This is a genomic window from Geodermatophilus africanus, assembly GCF_900107105.1.
GTDB classification, from domain to species: Bacteria; Actinomycetota; Actinomycetes; order Mycobacteriales; family Geodermatophilaceae; genus Geodermatophilus; species Geodermatophilus africanus.
In genome coordinates this window covers 37,802-53,734 of record NZ_FNOT01000003.1, presented here as the reverse complement: position 1 = coordinate 53,734, position 15,933 = coordinate 37,802, and the positions used below count along the sequence as shown (strand labels likewise).

Genomic DNA, 15,933 nt, shown 5'->3' with positions numbered 1-15,933 from the left:
TCGGGGCGAGCCTCGGGACGGGGCCGGCGGCGGGACCCTGCAGCGGGGGCATGGCGTGGGGAGAGGGTGGTCCCTCTTCAGGTGATGTCGGGGAGGACCCGCAGGTGGCCGCGGCGGGTGCCGCTGCCGTCGTCGGCGGGGGCGCGCGGGGGCTCGGGCCGGGCGGCCTCGCGGACGGCGTCGGCCAGGGCCAGCAGGTCGTCGCCGGTCGGGCCGGAGTCCTCGACGTCGATCTCGTGCCGGACGACCTCCCAGCCGCGCGGCACGGTGAGCCGCTCGGCGTGGAACTCGCAGAGGTCGTAGCTGTGCGGCTCCGAGAACGTCGCCAACGGGCCGACGACAGCGGTCGACTCCGCGTACACGTAGGTCAAGGTCGCTGCCGCCGGTTGCGCGCAGCCGCTGCGCGAGCAGCGACGTGACTGCCTCACCACCGGTTCCTCACGCACCGCACAGTAGACGCGTACCCGGGTGGTTGGCATCAAGGCACACCGACGTGCGTCGCCCGGGAGGGAGCAGCAGTCCCATCCTCCACGATGTCCCCGTGGGCCCCGGCGCCGGTCCGGCCCGGTCCCCGGAGTCGGCCGCTCTCCCGTTCGGGACGTCGGGCCGGGAGTCGGAGCCGTACGCTCGCACCCGTCATGAGCCGATCCGCCCGATCCCGCCGCGACCGGCACGGCCGTGGGCTGCGCGGGCGCCTGGTGCCCGAGGGCGTCCCCCTGGGCCGCAGCCGCGCCGAGCAGTTCGACGACCTCGTCCTCGACGCGGTCGAGGACCTCGAGCGCCGGTGGGAGAAGGAGCTGGCCGGGGTCGAGTTCGCCGTCGAGGACGTGCCCTGGGTGGAGCACACCAGCCCCGACGAGGTCGTGCTGGACGCCGACGTCCTCGACGACGGGAGCGTGCCGCTGGCCCGCGTCCTGCCCGCGCACCGGGACGGCGCCCGGGAGGTGCCGCCGCGGATCATCGTCTACCGGCGGCCGCTGGAGCTGCGCGCGCACGACCGCGACGACCTCGCCGACCTGGTGCGCGACGTCGTCGTCGACCAGGTCGCCGTGCTGCTGGGGCGCGACCCGGAGGAGATCGACCCCACCGGCTGAGGCGGGGCGCACGGCAGCGGCTGGGATGCTCTGTCGCGATGGAGTCCTCCGCGTCGGCCGCCGTCCCGTGGATCGTGCTGGTCCTGGCGCTGCTCGCGCTCGCCGGCCTGGCCGCGGTCGCACCGAGCCGTCCGCGGCCCCCCGTCGCGCCTGGCGACCCGGCGCCCGCACGCCCCCCACGCCCGGCGCCACGCTGGCCGGACGACGACCTGCCCGGCTTCCTCGCCTCCCCTCCCGGCACGCCCGCCCCGCCGCCCGCGCCGGTCGCCGCCCCTCCGGAGGAGGAGGACGCGGGCTCCGCCCGCCCGGACGGCAGTGGCCGCGCCGTGGCCGCGATGGCCGCCGCGGCGCTGCTGCTCGTCGCCGCGCTGGCCGGGGTCGCCGGTGCCACCCGCGCCGGCGGCGACCCGGCGCCGGTGTCCGCGCCCGGACCGGGGGCGCCGTCCCCGCGGGACACGCCGACGCCGACCCCCGCGCCGCCGTCGCTGCCCGCCGTGCCGGTGGACCCGCTGCCGGGCGAGGGGGGCGCGGGCGCGCTGGCCGCCCGTTCGGTGCCGCTGGGCGAGGACGGCGTGGTGGCCCGGCTGGCTTTCGGGGGCCTCGTCGTCGAGCGGCAGGCGGTGGGGACGACGGTGGGCTACCCGAGCGTGAGCGTCACGACCGACGGGGACGGCGCGACGGCGCTGGCACACGTGCGGCTGCCGACCTGGAACTGCCTGGCCGCGGAGCCGCCCGAGGACCCCGCGGCCGCGGGCTGCGTGCGGTCCCGCACCGAGGACGCGGACCTGCCGACCCCGGCCCTGACCGTGACCCGGGACGGCGACGACCTGCGACTGACCGGCCGCTTCCCCACCTACACCCGGCCCATCGGCACGGCACCGGCCTACACGGGACGGGTGTACGACCTGGCGGTCACCGTCTCCCCCGCCGGGCCGGTGCGCGAGGGTGCGGCGACCGCCCAGGGCACCGTGTTCCTCGGCACCGACCGCGCGGAGAGCATCGACGAGCCGCGGCTCAACGTCGTCCGGTACGCCGGCTGAACGAGGACCCCCTTTCCCACGTCTCGCACGCTCGGCGCGGGACCCTGAAGGACGGCCGTTCCCGTAGTCACCAGGCTCTGGGCGGGGCCAGGAGGGGCCGTAGCCAGCGCGGATCGGCGACAGCTGGTCGGGCGCCCGTGCAGCCTGCCTCGGGCTCCTCCCGGTAGGAGTTCGGACACCGGGGGTCGGGGCACGCCCAGGACCCGGCCGATCGCGGCAGGGGGACCACTGGGGTCGTGGGGGGCAGCGCATCCTCGGGCGATGGCTCATTACGTCCTCGTGCACGGCGCCTGGGGCGGTGGCTGGGTGTGGGACGACGTCGCCCGCCGCCTGGAGGGCCTCGGCCACCGGGTGACGGTGGTCGACCAGCTGCCCAGCGCCAGGACCGATCCCGGCGCGTTGGGCGATCTCCGCTCCGACGCCGCACGCGTCCGGCAGGTCCTCGCTGGGATCGACGAGCCGGTCGTGCTGGTCGGGAACTCCTACGGCGGCATGGTCATCACGGAGTTGGCCGACGACCCGCGGGTACGCCACAGCGTCTATGTCGCCGCTTTCTGGCCGCAGCGCGGCCAGTCGCTGCTGGATCTCGCAGGCGGGGACTCGCTCCCCGCCTGGGTCGAGCCGCGAGATGACGGTTCCCTGGCGGTCAGCCGCGACCCGGAAACGGTCCGGGAGGCGCTGTGCGCCGACCTGTCCCGTGAGCAGGCGGCTGCCTTCCGCGACCGGCTCGTCCTGCAGTCCGTCGCAGCGTTCACGACGCCGAGCACCGCCCCCGAGCGCAGGCACCCGACGACGTACGTGGTGTGCACCCAGGAGTCGGACAGCAGCATCCCGGTCCCGGCACAGGAGGCGATGGCCACCCCGGCCGAGCGGCTGGTGCGATTGTCCTCGGCGCACATGGCCCCGTTGTCCGTTCCGGACGAGCTGGCTCGAGCCCTCGCCGACGTCGCAGAGCTGACCGGCGTCCGCGCCTGAGACGGACCTCCGAGACCACCTGCTCCCAGGCCGGGTCACCGCTCAGCAACAGCTCGACGGATCCGTCTGTCACCCTCGTCTGCCGTAGTCACCGCCGGTTGAGCAGCGCCGCCGGGCCGCCGCCGCGCAGCGTCAGCGAGATCAGGGGCGCGCCCATCTCGGTGCGCCAAGCCGCACCGGGGGTGCCCCACCACGCCCGCCGGTCGGCGCCGTCGACGAGGGTCAGCAGGCCCCGGTCACCGTCGGCCCCCGTGGCCAGCTCGACCTGACCGATGGCGGCGTGCAGCCGGGCGGTGACGCGCAGGGCGGTGCGGGTGCGCCGGTCGGGCTCGCCGGCCAGCAGCCTGGGCAGCCGGCGGTCGAGTTCGGCGGGGTCCAGGGTGCGGTCCACCGGGCCGGCCCCGTCGAGGTCGTCGACCAGGCGGGAGCTGCGGGCACTGGCGAACGCCGCCTCGGGCCGCAGCCGGCCGATCGCGCGCAGGGTGGGGTCGCCCAGCGGCAGGCCGGCCAGCCGCAGCGTCCAGGGACGGCGCACCCGGTCGAGCAGGCCCAGCACGCCGGCGGCCAGCTGCTCGGCGGTGTCGTCGTCCCGGGCCGGGAGGCGGGCGGGGGCCGCCCCGGCGGGCACCGGCAAACCGTCGCCGAGCAGCGTGACCGTGAGCCGCGGGCCACGCCGCAGGGCCAGGGTCACCAGCCCCCGCGGCGCTCCCCTGCCGTCGGGCGGGGCGACCACGACGGCCACTGGCCGGGGGCCGGCCCGCCGGACGTCGTCCAGGGTCAGAGCGGCGGTCAGCCAGGGGGCGCGGGCGGTCACCGGCGCACGCAGCGCCGCGAGCAGCGGTCCCGCCGCGCGGAGCTCCCGCACCACACCGGCCCGACCGACCACCACGCGCGTCGTCATGGCCCGAACGACACCACAGCCGCCGACGGGGTCCGTCGGCGGCTGTGGGGACGACTCGGGGCTGGTGTCAGTGGAGGACCCCCTGCCCCCCACCGCTCGCGAGCTCGCGGCGGGACCCTGCTGGGAGCCGGGACGAAGCCACTCGAGCGTCGCGCGGGGAGGACCGGAAGGCGTCTCTCACACGGCGCGGCGACGCAGCCGACGGCGCTCCCGCTCGGAGAGCCCGCCCCAGATGCCGAAGCGCTCGTCGTTGGCCAGCGCGTACTCCAGGCACTCGGCCTTGACCTCGCAGCCGGTGCAGATCTTCTTGGCCTCGCGGGTGGAGCCGCCCTTCTCGGGGAAGAACGCCTCCGGGTCGGTCTCGGCGCACAGCGCGCGCTCCTGCCAGGACTGCACCTCGGCCTCCAGGCCCATGCTCCACAGCCCGGCGAAGCCCTGGGCCCGGCCCGTGGTGCCGTGCTCCCGCTCGGCGGCGTGCACGTAGTCGCTCAACCACGAGACCTCTGCCATGACGATGCGTCCCCTCTCGCTGCCGTCCCGATGTGCGTTCCACGGGACGTTCCCGGGCCGCTCGGCACTCGTTGACACCGCCGGAATTACACGCGTGTCGTTGTGGGGCCGTCAACTCCGCCCGGTGTAAGCGTCCAGCCCCACGCGCCACTCGCGTCACACAGCGTTCGTCACTTCTCGCTGCGCACCCCGACACGCCCGCCGAACAGTGGACAAGTGCCCATCGGGCACGATGAGTTTCGTGCACATCGTCGTCCTCGCCGGAGGGGTCGGCGGGGCCCGGTTCCTGGCCGGCCTCCGCTCGGCCGTGCCCGACGCGCGGCTCACCGCGGTCGTCAACACCGGGGACGACGTGACGCTGCACGGGCTGCGGATCTGCCCGGACCTCGACACCGTCATGTACACCCTCGGCGGCGGCATCGACCCCGAGCGTGGGTGGGGTCGGGCCGGGGAGAGCTGGACGGTCAGGGCGGAGCTGGCCGCCTACGGGGCCGAGCCGACGTGGTTCGGCCTGGGCGACCGCGACCTGGCCACCCACCTCGTCCGCACCCGGATGTTGGACGCCGGCTACCCGCTGTCCCAGGTGACCGCGGCGCTCGCCGACCGCTGGCAACCCGGCGTCGAGCTGCTCCCGATGACCGACCAGCGCGTGGAGACCCACGTGGTGGTCGCCGACCCGGCGACCGGGCGGCAGCAGGCGGTGCACTTCCAGGAGTGGTGGGTGCGGCACCGCGCCGAGCCCGAGGCCCGGGCCTTCGTCCAGGTGGGGGTGGACGCCGCGAAGCCGGCACCCGGCGTGGCCGAGGCGTTCGCCGCCGCCGACGCGGTGCTGCTGGCGCCGTCGAACCCGGTGGTGTCGGTGGGCACGATCCTGGGCGTCCCCGGGCTGCGGGAGGCCCTGCTGGCCACGCCGGGCCGGGTCGTGGGGGTCTCGCCGATCGTGTCCGGCGCGGTGGTGCGCGGGATGGCCGACCGCTGCCTGCCGGTCCTCGGCGTGGAGGTCAGCGCCGAGGGGGTGGGGCGGCACTACGGCGCCCGCTCCGCGGGCGGGCTGCTCGACGCCTGGCTGGTGCACACGGGCGACGCCGCCGACGTCCCGGCTGTCGCCGTCCGCGCCGTCCCGCTGCTGATGTCCTCCCCCGAGGCGACCGCGGCCCTGGCCCGGGCGACACTGGACGCCGCCGTAGGAGGACCCCTGTGCCCCCCACCACTCGCAGGCTCGCGGCGGGACCCTGAAGAGCGGCCTGATGACTGAGCCGGCAGCGGGGATCTCGGTCCACCCGGTCGCCGGGCTGCCGGAGTTCTCGCCCGGCGACGACCTGGCCGCGGCGCTGGCGGGTGCGGCGCCGTGGCTGGCCGACGGGGACGTCGTCGTCGTCACCTCCAAGGTCGTGTCCAAGGTCGAGGGCCGGCTGGTGCCCGTCGCGCCCGGTGAGGACCGGGAGGCCGCGCGGCAGCGGGCCATCGACGCCCAGACGGTCCGCGTGGTCGCCCGGCGCGGCCCGCTGAAGATCGTCGAGACGCCGCAGGGCTGGGTGGTCGCCGCAGCCGGGATCGACGCCTCCAACGTGTCCGGTGACGCGCTCGTGCTGTTACCGGAGGACGCCGACGCCTCCGCCCGGGCGCTGCGCGGCCGGCTGCGCGAGCTGCTGGGGATCGAGGTCGCCGTCATCGTCAGTGACACCTTCGGCCGGACCTGGCGGGACGGGCTGACCGACGTCGCCGTCGGCTCGGCGGGGATCCCCGCGCTGGTCGACCACCGCGGCCTGGTCGACGCCCACGGCAACCGGCTGGAGACCACCCAGGTCGCGCTCGTCGACGAGCTGGCGGCCGCCGCGGACCTGGTGAAGGGCAAGCTGGCCGGCATCCCGGTGGCCATCGTCCGCGGCCTGCCGTTCGACCCGCCGGAGGACGACGCCGGCACCCGTCCGCTGGTCCGGCTCGGCCCCGGCGACCTGTTCCCCTACGGCAGCCGCGACCTGGTGGCGACCCGGGTGCCCGGCGGCGACCTGGTCCCCCGGCCCGGCGAGCTCGACGCGGTCGCTGCGGCGTTCCGGGTGGCGGCGGCGGCGCTGCCGGAGTTCCCCGTCGTGGTCCGCTACGGCGGCGAGGGCGACGGGGTCGTCGACGTCCACCTGCCGGAGCGGGCCACCACGACGGCGGCGGTCAACCTCGGGGCGCTCGTCGGCGCGGTCGTGGTCCAGCTGCACGCGGAGGGCTGGACCACCCGTTGGGAGCCGGTGGGCACCCCGGGCGGCAGCTCACTCGTCGGGAGGTTGTGGCTCGGGTCGCCCGCCTCCTGAGCCGGGACACGCCGGTAGCGTCGCCGGGCATGCGGGGGATCATCCTGGCCGGGGGCACCGGCAGCCGCCTGTTCCCGATCACGCAGGCGGTCAGCAAGCAGCTCATGCCGGTCTACGACAAGCCGATGGTCTACTACCCGCTCTCGACGCTGATGATGGCCGGCGTCCGCGAGGTCCTGGTGATCACCACGCCCGCCGACCAGGAGGCGTTCCGCGCGCTGCTCGGCGACGGCCGGCGGCTGGGCATGCGCATCGAGTACGCCGTCCAGCCGCGGCCGGAGGGGCTGGCCCAGGCCTTCCTGATCGGCGCCGACTTCGTCGGCGACGAGTCGGTGGCCCTCGTGCTGGGCGACAACATCTTCTACGGCGCCGGCCTGGGCACGGCCCTGGGCCGGCTGCCCGACCCCGACGGCGGGCACGTCTTCGCCTACCACGTGGCCAACCCGCAGGAGTACGGCGTCGTGGAGTTCGACGCCGACCGCCGGGTGCTGTCCATCGAGGAGAAGCCGGCGGCGCCCAAGAGCTCCTACGCCGTCCCCGGGCTGTACTTCTACGAGTCGTCGGTGGTCGACGTGGCGCGCGGCATCCGCCCCAGCGCCCGCGGCGAGCTGGAGATCACCGCGGTCAACGAGCACTACCTGCAACAGGGCCGGCTCACCGTAACCGTCCTCGACCGCGGCACCGCGTGGCTGGACACCGGCACCTTCGCCTCACTGCGCCAGGCCACCGAGTTCGTCTCCGTGGTCGAGGAGCGGCAGGGCCTCAAGATCGGGTGCATCGAGGAGGTCGCGTGGCGGCAGGGCTGGCTCGACGACGACGGCCTGCGCCGCGCCGCCGAGCCGCTGGGCAAGAGCGGCTACGGCGACTACCTGCTGCGCCTGCTCGACGACCCGGTGATCTGAGCGGCCCTCGCCGGATGATCAGCTGGCCTGATCGTCGTGGGTCCTGGCTCACCACCGACCCTGAGCCAGGACCCACGACCGTGAGCTCAGCTGATCGTCGGCAGACGGTCGCCGTGGTCCGCGGGGTCAGGCCGCGGCTGCTGCCGTCGCGGGAGCAGGCTTCGGCCGGGTCGACCGCTCGGCCATCGCCCACGCCGTGAGCACGAACGCGACGGGCATCGTCACCGCGACCGCCACGGGCGGGGCGAGCTGCTCGGGGAGCGACAGCGGCGTGACCAGCAGCCAGACCACCGCCGTCCGCACCAGGATTGTCGTCCCGTTGGCGACGAGGTAGCGCAGCAGCGACCCGCGCGACGGAGCCACCGCGAAGGCCCAGCGGGCGTTCGCGACGTAGGCCGCCAGCACCGCCACGACGAGCGCGACGGTGTTGGCCACCAGGTACGGGGTGACCAGCAGCAGGAGCAGATACAGCCCCCAGTACAGGCCGGTGTTGAGGACGTTGACCAGCACGAACCGGCCGAGGACGGCGACCCGCTCGCGGCTCACCCCGGCGTCCCGGGCGCGTCGTACCGCCCCAGCGCCGCCCGCAGCAGGATCTCCACCAGCGCGAACTGCGCACGCCGGCCGTGGATCTTCGTGGGCACCGCGCCGGCGTCGGGGTAGGCGCGGGTGACCGGCACCTCGGTGCACCGGTAGCCCAGGCGCGCGGCCCGGATGGGCAGGTAGGCCAGCAGCTCGTAGGTGTCGAAGACCTCGCGCATCGGCGCGACCCGCGGGTCCAGCAGCAGCGCCCGTGCGTGGCCGCGGAAGCCGTTGGTCGTGTCGGTGTACCGGGTGCGGGCGGCCAGCGACGTCACCGGGGCGTGGAAGAGCTTGATCGCCAGGTGCCGCTCGCGCGGGGTGTTGACCGCCCTGCCGCCCGGGACGTACCGGGAGCCCTGGACGAAGCCGGCGCCCGCGTCCAGCGCCGCGACGAAGCGGGGCAGCGCCGAGACGTCGTCCTTGCCGTTGCCGTCGACGGTGATGACGCCCTCGTAGCCCTCGGTGAGGGCGAAGGCGAAGCCCATGCGCAGCTGGGCGCTGAGCTTGCCGCGGTCGCCCTTCACCAGCAGGGCCCGGACGCCGAGCCCGCGGAGCAGGTCCGGGTCGTTGGAGCCGTCGGTGCTCCCGCCGTCGGCGACGACGACGTCGAGGCCCGAGCCGAGCTCTCGCAGGCGGCGCAGCTGCCCGAGCAGGCGCTCGCCCTCGTTGATCACCGGGATGAGGACGCAGTAGCGGCTCGTCCGGGGGCCCAGGATGTGCACGTCGCCGCGGGGCACGGCCCAGCCGGTGGGATCGGGGGCAGCCTGCAGGTCGCTGGTCACGAGTAGGTATTCCTCACGAAGTCGGCGGTGCGCCGGACGGCGCCGGTCAGGTCGTCCTCGCCGGGCGGCAGCATCTCCACGGAGACGTGCCCGTCGTAGTCCGCGGCGCGCAGCGCGCCCGCCACCGCCTCGTGGTCGACCGGGCCGTCGGGCCCGACCGGGCCCAGCTGCGGGGCGCTGGCGTGCACGTGCGCCAGGACGTCGGCGCCGGCGCGGACCCGCTCGACGGCGTCGTCCCCGGCCAGCGCCATGCACGCGGTGTCCAGATGCAGTCGCACGCCGGGCGAGTCGACGGCGCGGACGAACGCGGTGGACGCGACCGCGTCGGTCAGCCAGTCGCACCCGTAGTCGGTCGGGTTGGCCTCGATGCAGAAGCAGACGCCGAGGTCGGCGGCGCGCGCGCCGAGGACGGCGAACACCTCGGCGGCGATCTCGTCGGCGTGCGCCGCGGGCAGGTCGCCGCGGCGCCGGTTCCCCGGTGAGCCGAACACGAGGCGGGTCGCGCCCAGACCGGCGGCCAGCCCGGCCATCCCGGCCAGGTGGTCGGCGAGGCCCCGGCGCGCCTCGGCGTCCCCGAACAGCCTGAGTTGCGGGCGGCCGAACAGCAGGGACTGCAGCGCGACGACGCGCAGGCCCCGCGCCTCGACCGCGGCGCGGGCCGCGGCGACCTCGTCGGCGTCCTGGGCCAGCGGGTCGGCCCACAGCCGGGTGGGCGCCACCTCGAGGGAGCCGAAGCCCCACCCGGGCAGCTCGGGCAGCACGGCGGCGTCGAGGTCGGCCGGCCAGGCGAGGTTGGAGAAGGCCAGCCTCATGCCCGCGCCCCCACCGGCCGGGCACCCCAGGCGCGGATGCCGGTCAGCACCTCGTCGGCCGTGCGCAGGTAGGGGCCCTCGCGGCCGGCGAGCGCGGCGGCGTGGGCGGTGCGCAGGTCGTAGGCCACCTGCGGCCGGTCGTCGCAGCGGTAGTCCACCCCGAAGCACTCGCGGGCGACCTGCGCCGACGTGACCGGATCGGTGGCGAGGTTGACCACCGACAGCCCGGCGTCGCGGGCGAGCAGCACGTGGCCCCACAGGTCACGCACGTCGTAGAACTGGAAGCTCGAGTCCTGGTGGGCGAAGCGCGCCTCGGGCTGGTGGACGAGGTCGTACACGAGGTTCTTCTTCAGCCCGGGCCCGTACATCCCCGGCAGCCGGACGACGAGGACGTCGTCGAACCGCCGGCGGACGAACTCCTCGAGCTCTGCCCGGTGCCGCCCGTAGGCCTGCTCCTGGGTGGTGTCGGGGGCCGTGCTCTCGTCCACCCCGCGGGAGTCGGCGAAGACGTCGACCGTCGACACCAGGACGCAGGAGCCGGCCCGGCTGCGGTCCAGCGCGTCCACGAGCCGGCGGATCCCCGCCCGGTCGGCCTCCGGCTCGGCGTTGGCGCGCCACTTCTCCGCCGGCGCGCCGGCGCAGACGACCTCGTCGACGTCGGCGGCGGGCAGCCGGTCGACGTCGGTGCTCCGGAACCGGGCGACCGGGGCGATCCGCGCGTCCAGGGAACCGCCGACGAACCCGCTCCAGCCGACCAGCGCCCGGCGGACGCGGGCGGTCACGGCCGGACCCCGTCGTCGACCACCTGCACGGCGCCGGCCTCGGCGTCGACGTTGAGCGCGTCGCGGGCGGCCAGCACCGGGCTCGTCGCCTCGAAGGCGACCCGGTAGATGGGCCGCTCGTTGGCGGTCTCGTTCGACTGGAACATGAACTCGGCCATGATCGCGATGACCACGCTGAGCATGAAGAACATGAAGCTCATCTGCAGGCTCATCGACGTCCAGCCCTCGACGGCCCCCCGGAACAGCCCGACGGCCACCACGTACAGGGCGTAGAGCATGTTGACCAGGCTGGTGAGCAGCGCGAGGCCCACCGCGACCCGCAGCGGCCGGCCGCTGGCGTAGAAGATCGAGCGCACCACCTGCCGGAGGCTGCTGGCCGGTCGCGGGTGCTGGCGCTCCCCCGACTCGTAGGGCACGACCGCCCACGGGTAGCCCGAGATCGACGGCAGCATGCGCAGCACCCGGTCCCGGTCCCGGCGGGGCAGCCACGCGTCGAGGGCCGGCCGGCTGTAGCCGCGCAGCCCCAGGCTGACGGTGGCGATCTCCTCGCCCAGGCTCCGGCTGGCCAGCGCGCGGCTCAACCGCAGGGCGACCCGCCGGCCGGCCGGGGCGCGCCGGTCCACGCCGACGACCACGGCCGTCTCGTCGTTGACCATGCCCGCGCAGCGGAGGACGTCCTCGGGGGCGTCCACGCCGAGGCGTGCGGTGACGACGACGTCGCCCAGGGCACCGTCGAGACCCGCGGTGAAGGCCACCTCGTCGCGGACCGGCTGCACGAGGCCGAGCACCTGGAGGTTCGGCTGCCGCTCGGCGAGCGCGCGGGCCCAGGCCAGCCGGCCGCGGGACCCGGAGAGGACGAGCACCACCTCGTGCACCGGGTAGGCGCGGGCGACGGCGGCGTCGAGGGCGGCGAGGTCCCGCTCGATCCCCTCGGCGGACCCGTCGGCGACCAGGACCACGCTGAGGAAGGTGCCGCCCCGCGCCGCCGGCGCCGGCGTGCGGACGACGACGTCGGCCCGCGGCCCCCCGACCTCGCTCCCCCCGGGGCGGAAGGTCTCAAACTCAAACAGTGTCACGGAGGTGCTCCTCAGCCACTCGGAGTGCGTCACCGATGTTGTCGATCTTGCTGCCCAGGAGGGACAGCACGCGGCCGCCGTCGGACCGGCGCAGCACGATGGGCCGGGCGTCGTCGCCGTCGCGCCGCGCCGGCACGGTCTTCACGCCCCACAGCGACTCCCGGTGGACCGCGCCGGTCAGGGCGGGCACGTAGCGCGCGGCGTCCCGGATCATCCAGTCCGCCCGGGTGGTCAGCCCCGCGCGCAGCGCAGCCACGGCCTGCTCGTACGTCGGGTACGAGCCGTGCGGCGTGTACCGGACGTGGCTGAGCGTGTGGTACGGCGTCGACGGGAAGGGCATCAGCGAGAAGTAGGGACCGTCCATCACGGTGACGCCCTTCCCGCGCAGCGGCTCGGGCAGGTCCACCAGCGCCATCTCGCACGGCTCGCAGTGCAGGCCGGCGTAGCCGACACCACGCGGCAGATCGTCGATCCCCTCGCCGTAGGTGCACACGAGCACCCAGTCGCCGGCCAGGACCTCGCCCGTCTCCAGGGCGACGAGGGCGCCGGACGCGGTCTCCGTCACACCCGCGACCGGGGCCCCGAGCCGCACGGTCACCCCGGCGTCGGCCATCTCCTCGCGGACCAGCCGACGCAACCGGACGGCGTCGAAGACCGCCTCCCGCGTCACCCACGAGGCCTCGACGGTGGCCGGGTTGAACAGCCGGCGCACCGAGGCGGGCGCATCCATCAGCGGCGCGCCGATGTGCTCGCAGACGCGACGGAACCTGCGGGCGTTGGTCAGCGAGCCGCGGGCCACCGCGTAGACACACAGGAAGTCGTCGACGACGCAGGCGGCGTAGCGCGCGGTGAAGGACGCGTAGGAGGCCTGGCTGCGGCCGGCGGTCCGCAGCGAGCGCGGGTAGTGGTACCCCCCGTGCACGCGGGCCTGGTTGAAGTAGCTGGCCCCGCCGAGGAGGTCCGCCCGGGCCTCGAGCACGGTCACCTGGGCACCCCGGCGGGCCAGGTGGGTCGCCAGCGAGCAGCCGTAGAAGCCCCCGCCCACGACGAGGACGACGCCGTGAGGACCCTCACCGCGGGCCGTGCGGTCCGCGCGGGACGGTCGGGACACTCGGCGTCTTCCTGCTCGTCGGTGCCCGCACACACCGCGAGCTCCCTGGAGAGTACGCGCGCCACCACGTTCGGTCACGTCGACATGTCGACACGGCACCGCACGCGGCACGTGCGGCCACACCTGTCACGGGGCTCGCACGCGGGGCACCCGCGGGGGCTCAGCCGCCCTCGGCCGGCGCGACCGAGGCGAGCAGGCGACCGTAGACGGCCGCGGTGTCGGCACCCGCGGGGAAGGTGATGGCGAACGCCGAGCAGGACTCCAGCGTGGTCAGCGGCCCGTCGTCCACGGGGACGTCGCGGGTGGCGAGCACGGTGGTCCCCGACCCCGGGTCGCGCACCGCCACCGGGAAGCGCTGCTCGTGGGCGCCGGGGTCCAGGGCCACGAAGCCGTCGGCGTCCTCGGCGACGTTGACGGAGTTCTGCACCATCGTGAAGGCGCGCGCGCCACGCCCGGGCCCCTCGTACCGCAGCGCGACCTCGTAGAGGCCGGCCGCTAGTGCCTCGACGACGACCCGCGACCCCTCGGTGCGGCAGGGGACCTCCGCCCAGGTGGCCGGTCCGGCCGGCGTCCAGCTCAGGGTGATCGGGGAGGTCCGGACCGGCGCGTAGCCCCGGAACAGGTCCCGGTAGAACCACCAGTTGGCGCTGAGGTTCCAGGTCACCCAGTCGGTGGCCTCCGGCGCCGTCGTCACCACCAGCCCCGGCCGGTCGGCCAGGCGCGCCCCGAAGGCCTCCCGTTGCCGGCCGAGGGCGGCGATCACCGAGTCCACCGAGTCGGACTGCGGGCCGTCGACCACACCGGACAGCCCGAGGTACTCCTCGACCACCGGCGCCTCGCGCTCCCGCGCCGCCCGCACCTGGTCGGCGAAGGCGACGTCGAGGAAACCGCCCAGCCCCTCGTCGTGGACGTAGCGGGGGTCCGCCGCGAGCACCCCACCGGCCTGCCGGGCGTCCTGCACCGCAACTGCTGCGGCCGGCACCAGGACGGCGACCGTCCCCGCGGCAACGGCCAGCCGCAGCGCCGGTCCCCGGACCGCCGGCGCGGGCAGCCGGTGGGCCGCGAGCGTCCCCACGCGGACCATGCCGACGGCCGTGACGGCCTACCCCCACCACACGAACGCCCAGAAGTACGCGAACGCGTGGCCCCCGACGGTCGCCGTCACTCCGCCGAGCAGGGTGGCCGCGCCGAGGTAGGTGACCAGCAGCGAGCCCAGCCCGCGGCGGACGAGGGCGTACGCCGCGACGCCCACGAGGAGAGCGAGCGGGTAGAGCGCCCGCTCCCCGGCCATGATGCGCAGCAGGTCACCGGCCGAGAAGACCCGGGTCGGCTCGCCCCAGGGGCCGAAGTACCAGAACTGGTCGGCGCGGACGTCGAGGAAGTTGTAGGCCAGCAGCGTAGCCAGGTGCCCCGCCGTCGCCGCGAGGCCCGCGACCAGGTAGCCGGCAGCGGCGGCGCCCCAGAGGACCGCCAGCCCGCGCAGCCGCGGCACCCACCCCCGGCGCAGCACCTGGTACGTCACCACCCCCAGGAGCAGGGCTCCCGACACCGGCCCGTAGTCGTTGGACCAGAGCACCGCCACCGCGCCGGCGCTCGCACCGACCACCGCGGCGCGCCGGACGGTCCACCCGCCGCGCAGCGCCGCGTAGGCGACCGCCGCCAGCAGGTAGGGGGCGGACGCCCGGATGGGGCGCAGGCTGTTGCCGGGGACGGCCGCGGCCTCGAGCACGCCGTCGGCGGCGGTCCAGAGTCCGGGCCACACGGTGTCGGCGGCGACGACCAGCAGGGCGGCGGCGGCCGCACCCCACGCCAGCGCGCGCAGCGGGCGGCGACCGCTGAGGAGCACCGCGACGACCCCGACGCCGGCCTCGAGCGTCAGCAGCGCCACGAACCGGGCGGCGAAGACCGTGTCCGTGAGCTCCCCGCCGAGGAGGGTGACCAGCGGGAGGAGGAGCAGCACCGGCGCGATGCCGAGGTAGGGGAAGAAGTCCCGCCCCGGCAGCTGCCCGTCGGCCAGCCGGAAGAGTCCGCTGGCGGTCTGGAAGGCGCCGTCCATGTGCCAGGTCGGGACCTCGTGCGACCAGCGCCGGGCCTGCGCGACGGCGACCACGAGGGCGAACAGCAGCAGCACGGCCGGCAGGGCGGCGAGCAGCCGGGACGCGATCCCGGTGGCTTCCGCGCGCGCACCCGGGCCCGCCGGTCCGGGTGCCGGCCGGGGAGAGGCAGAGGTCATCGCCGGGGCGCGCCTCAGATCCGGCGGTAGTTGGTGGGGGGGTTGCGAGGGCCGCGCCGGGGCGGACGGCTGCCGCCGATGCCCAGCAGCCGGACGACCCGCTGCCGCTGCCCGCGCCAGGGCTCGAGCAGCTCCATCATCCCGTCGTCGTCGGTCTTCTTGCCGGCCAGCGACCAGCCGACCAGGTTCTTCAGGTGGTAGTCGCCGTAGCTGACCGTGTCCGGGCAGCCGAAGGCCCGCTGCACCACCTCGGCCGCCGTCCAGACGCCGATGCCCGGCACCGTCTGCAGCCGGCGCTGAAGGTCGGCGCAGTCCACGGCCTCCTCCGGCTCCAGCCGGGCGGCGACGCTGGCCACGGCCCGCAGCGCCCGGCGGCGGGCGCCGTCCAGACCGCAGCGGTGCCACTCCCAGTCGGTCACCGCCAGCACCCGCTGCGGGGTGGGCACCACGCGCATGTCCTCGGGGGCGGGGCCCGGTGCCGGCTCGCCGGCCAGCCGCAGCAGCGCCCGCCACACGCGGTGCGCCTCGACGACGGTCACCTTCTGCTCGAGGACGGCGGGCACCAGCGCGTCCCAGGTGCGCCCGGTGCGCCCCAGCCGCAGCCACGGCGAGGCGCGGTGCACGCGGGTGAGCAGCGGGTGCCCGCGGGGCTCGAACTCCTCCGGCCGGTCCTGCGCGCCCAGCCACGCGGGCACCGCCGACCCGGCCCGCTCGGCGCCGGGCCCCCACGCCGCCACCCGCACCTCGCCGACCCGGACGGTCAGGTACACGGTCGCCGGCCCGTCGGGCGTGCTCACCGTCCGCCAGCAGCCCGCGTCGTCGTGGCGCAG

The 15,933-nt window shown here is 75.8% G+C and carries 18 protein-coding genes; 6 read left to right on the top strand and 12 right to left on the bottom strand.

Annotation, left to right across the window (positions count from 1 at the left end; translation table 11 throughout):
- Positions 1-77: 77 nt before the first annotated feature.
- Positions 78-479 (bottom strand): DUF3499 domain-containing protein, encoded by a 402-nt coding sequence (locus BLW63_RS05580; RefSeq protein WP_280140488.1) that lies wholly within the window; start codon positions 477-479, stop codon positions 78-80.
- Positions 480-638: 159 nt separating this feature from the next.
- Between BLW63_RS05580 and BLW63_RS05575 the strand changes: the two genes are divergently transcribed.
- The 3 genes from BLW63_RS05575 (at position 639) to BLW63_RS05565 (ending at position 3,109) form a co-directional block, all read left to right on the top strand.
- The gene (locus BLW63_RS05575; protein ID WP_091152386.1) at positions 639-1,094 is read left to right on the top strand and encodes a metallopeptidase family protein; all 456 of its coding nucleotides are present in this window, start codon (positions 639-641) and stop codon (positions 1,092-1,094) included.
- Between the two features lie 38 nt (positions 1,095-1,132).
- Entirely contained in the window at positions 1,133-2,134 is a 1,002-nt protein-coding gene (locus BLW63_RS05570; protein ID WP_091152384.1) for a hypothetical protein, read from the top strand.
- 261 nt (positions 2,135-2,395) lie between these two features.
- Positions 2,396-3,109, top strand: coding sequence for an alpha/beta fold hydrolase (locus BLW63_RS05565; RefSeq protein ID WP_091152382.1), 714 nt, complete (start codon positions 2,396-2,398; stop codon positions 3,107-3,109).
- An 88-nt stretch (positions 3,110-3,197) separates the two neighbouring features.
- On the opposite strand, the gene BLW63_RS05560 is transcribed toward BLW63_RS05565, so the two are convergent.
- Positions 3,198-4,010 (bottom strand): hypothetical protein, encoded by an 813-nt coding sequence (locus BLW63_RS05560; RefSeq protein WP_244522380.1) that lies wholly within the window; start codon positions 4,008-4,010, stop codon positions 3,198-3,200.
- A gap of 177 nt (positions 4,011-4,187) precedes the next feature.
- Positions 4,188-4,424 (bottom strand): WhiB family transcriptional regulator, encoded by a 237-nt coding sequence (locus BLW63_RS05555; protein ID WP_170856690.1) that lies wholly within the window; start codon positions 4,422-4,424, stop codon positions 4,188-4,190.
- Positions 4,425-4,752: 328 nt separating this feature from the next.
- Here BLW63_RS05555 and cofD point away from each other — a divergent pair, with 328 nt between their 5' ends.
- From cofD to rfbA, 3 genes are read left to right on the top strand one after another with little or no spacing between them, the layout of a single operon-like run.
- Positions 4,753-5,775 (top strand): 2-phospho-L-lactate transferase, encoded by a 1,023-nt coding sequence (gene cofD, locus BLW63_RS05550; protein WP_244522379.1) that lies wholly within the window; start codon positions 4,753-4,755, stop codon positions 5,773-5,775.
- Positions 5,768-6,823 (top strand): coenzyme F420-0:L-glutamate ligase, encoded by a 1,056-nt coding sequence (locus BLW63_RS05545; protein ID WP_091152376.1) that lies wholly within the window; start codon positions 5,768-5,770, stop codon positions 6,821-6,823. Before cofD ends, BLW63_RS05545 begins: the two co-directional genes overlap by 8 nt.
- Positions 6,824-6,852: 29 nt before the next feature.
- Positions 6,853-7,725 (top strand): glucose-1-phosphate thymidylyltransferase RfbA, encoded by an 873-nt coding sequence (rfbA, locus tag BLW63_RS05540; protein WP_091153131.1) that lies wholly within the window; start codon positions 6,853-6,855, stop codon positions 7,723-7,725.
- 126 nt (positions 7,726-7,851) lie between these two features.
- On the opposite strand, the gene BLW63_RS05535 is transcribed toward rfbA, so the two are convergent.
- The 9 genes from BLW63_RS05535 to BLW63_RS05495 form a co-directional block, all read right to left on the bottom strand.
- Positions 7,852-8,271 carry a GtrA family protein gene (locus tag BLW63_RS05535; protein WP_091152373.1) on the bottom strand — a complete coding sequence of 140 codons (420 nt, stop codon included), beginning with the start codon at positions 8,269-8,271 and terminating at the stop codon, positions 7,852-7,854.
- A complete protein-coding gene (locus tag BLW63_RS05530; protein WP_091152371.1) occupies positions 8,268-9,089 on the bottom strand; it encodes a glycosyltransferase in 822 nt (273 codons plus the stop codon). Before BLW63_RS05530 ends, BLW63_RS05535 begins: the two co-directional genes overlap by 4 nt.
- Positions 9,086-9,901 (bottom strand): sugar phosphate isomerase/epimerase family protein, encoded by an 816-nt coding sequence (locus BLW63_RS05525; RefSeq protein ID WP_091152370.1) that lies wholly within the window; start codon positions 9,899-9,901, stop codon positions 9,086-9,088. The genes BLW63_RS05530 and BLW63_RS05525 overlap by 4 nt, the downstream gene beginning before the upstream one ends.
- Positions 9,898-10,683, bottom strand: coding sequence for an NAD-dependent epimerase/dehydratase family protein (locus tag BLW63_RS05520; RefSeq protein ID WP_091152368.1), 786 nt, complete (start codon positions 10,681-10,683; stop codon positions 9,898-9,900). The genes BLW63_RS05525 and BLW63_RS05520 overlap by 4 nt, the downstream gene beginning before the upstream one ends.
- Positions 10,680-11,759: a glycosyltransferase family protein gene (locus BLW63_RS05515; RefSeq protein ID WP_091152365.1), complete on the bottom strand. Its 1,080-nt coding sequence runs from the start codon at positions 11,757-11,759 to the stop codon at positions 10,680-10,682. Before BLW63_RS05515 ends, BLW63_RS05520 begins: the two co-directional genes overlap by 4 nt.
- On the bottom strand, positions 11,746-12,870 hold the full coding sequence (locus BLW63_RS05510) for an FAD-dependent oxidoreductase (protein WP_170856664.1): 1,125 nt from the start codon (positions 12,868-12,870) through the stop codon (positions 11,746-11,748). The genes BLW63_RS05515 and BLW63_RS05510 overlap by 14 nt, the downstream gene beginning before the upstream one ends.
- A 160-nt stretch (positions 12,871-13,030) precedes the next feature.
- The gene (locus BLW63_RS05505) at positions 13,031-13,954 is read right to left on the bottom strand and encodes a hypothetical protein (protein WP_091152361.1); all 924 of its coding nucleotides are present in this window, start codon (positions 13,952-13,954) and stop codon (positions 13,031-13,033) included.
- 18 nt (positions 13,955-13,972) lie between these two features.
- Positions 13,973-15,103, bottom strand: coding sequence for a hypothetical protein (locus BLW63_RS05500; protein WP_091152359.1), 1,131 nt, complete (start codon positions 15,101-15,103; stop codon positions 13,973-13,975).
- Between the two features lie 14 nt (positions 15,104-15,117).
- The gene (locus BLW63_RS05495; RefSeq protein ID WP_244522378.1) at positions 15,118-15,900 is read right to left on the bottom strand and encodes a DNA-3-methyladenine glycosylase family protein; all 783 of its coding nucleotides are present in this window, start codon (positions 15,898-15,900) and stop codon (positions 15,118-15,120) included.
- Between the last annotated feature and the right edge of the window lie 33 nt (positions 15,901-15,933).

Coding starts and splice junctions, on each gene's coding strand:
- BLW63_RS05580 (WP_280140488.1), bottom strand. CDS start 479: ATGCCAACCACCCGGGTACGCGTCTACTGTGCGGTGCGTGAGGAACCG.
- BLW63_RS05575 (WP_091152386.1), top strand. CDS start 639: ATGAGCCGATCCGCCCGATCCCGCCGCGACCGGCACGGCCGTGGGCTG.
- BLW63_RS05570 (WP_091152384.1), top strand. CDS start 1,133: ATGGAGTCCTCCGCGTCGGCCGCCGTCCCGTGGATCGTGCTGGTCCTG.
- BLW63_RS05565 (WP_091152382.1), top strand. CDS start 2,396: ATGGCTCATTACGTCCTCGTGCACGGCGCCTGGGGCGGTGGCTGGGTG.
- BLW63_RS05560 (WP_244522380.1), bottom strand. CDS start 4,010: ATGACGACGCGCGTGGTGGTCGGTCGGGCCGGTGTGGTGCGGGAGCTC.
- BLW63_RS05555 (WP_170856690.1), bottom strand. CDS start 4,424: ATGGGCCTGGAGGCCGAGGTGCAGTCCTGGCAGGAGCGCGCGCTGTGC.
- cofD (WP_244522379.1), top strand. CDS start 4,753: ATGAGTTTCGTGCACATCGTCGTCCTCGCCGGAGGGGTCGGCGGGGCC.
- BLW63_RS05545 (WP_091152376.1), top strand. CDS start 5,768: ATGACTGAGCCGGCAGCGGGGATCTCGGTCCACCCGGTCGCCGGGCTG.
- rfbA (WP_091153131.1), top strand. CDS start 6,853: ATGCGGGGGATCATCCTGGCCGGGGGCACCGGCAGCCGCCTGTTCCCG.
- BLW63_RS05525 (WP_091152370.1), bottom strand. CDS start 9,901: ATGAGGCTGGCCTTCTCCAACCTCGCCTGGCCGGCCGACCTCGACGCC.
- BLW63_RS05505 (WP_091152361.1), bottom strand. CDS start 13,954: ATGGTCCGCGTGGGGACGCTCGCGGCCCACCGGCTGCCCGCGCCGGCG.
- BLW63_RS05500 (WP_091152359.1), bottom strand. CDS start 15,103: ATGACCTCTGCCTCTCCCCGGCCGGCACCCGGACCGGCGGGCCCGGGT.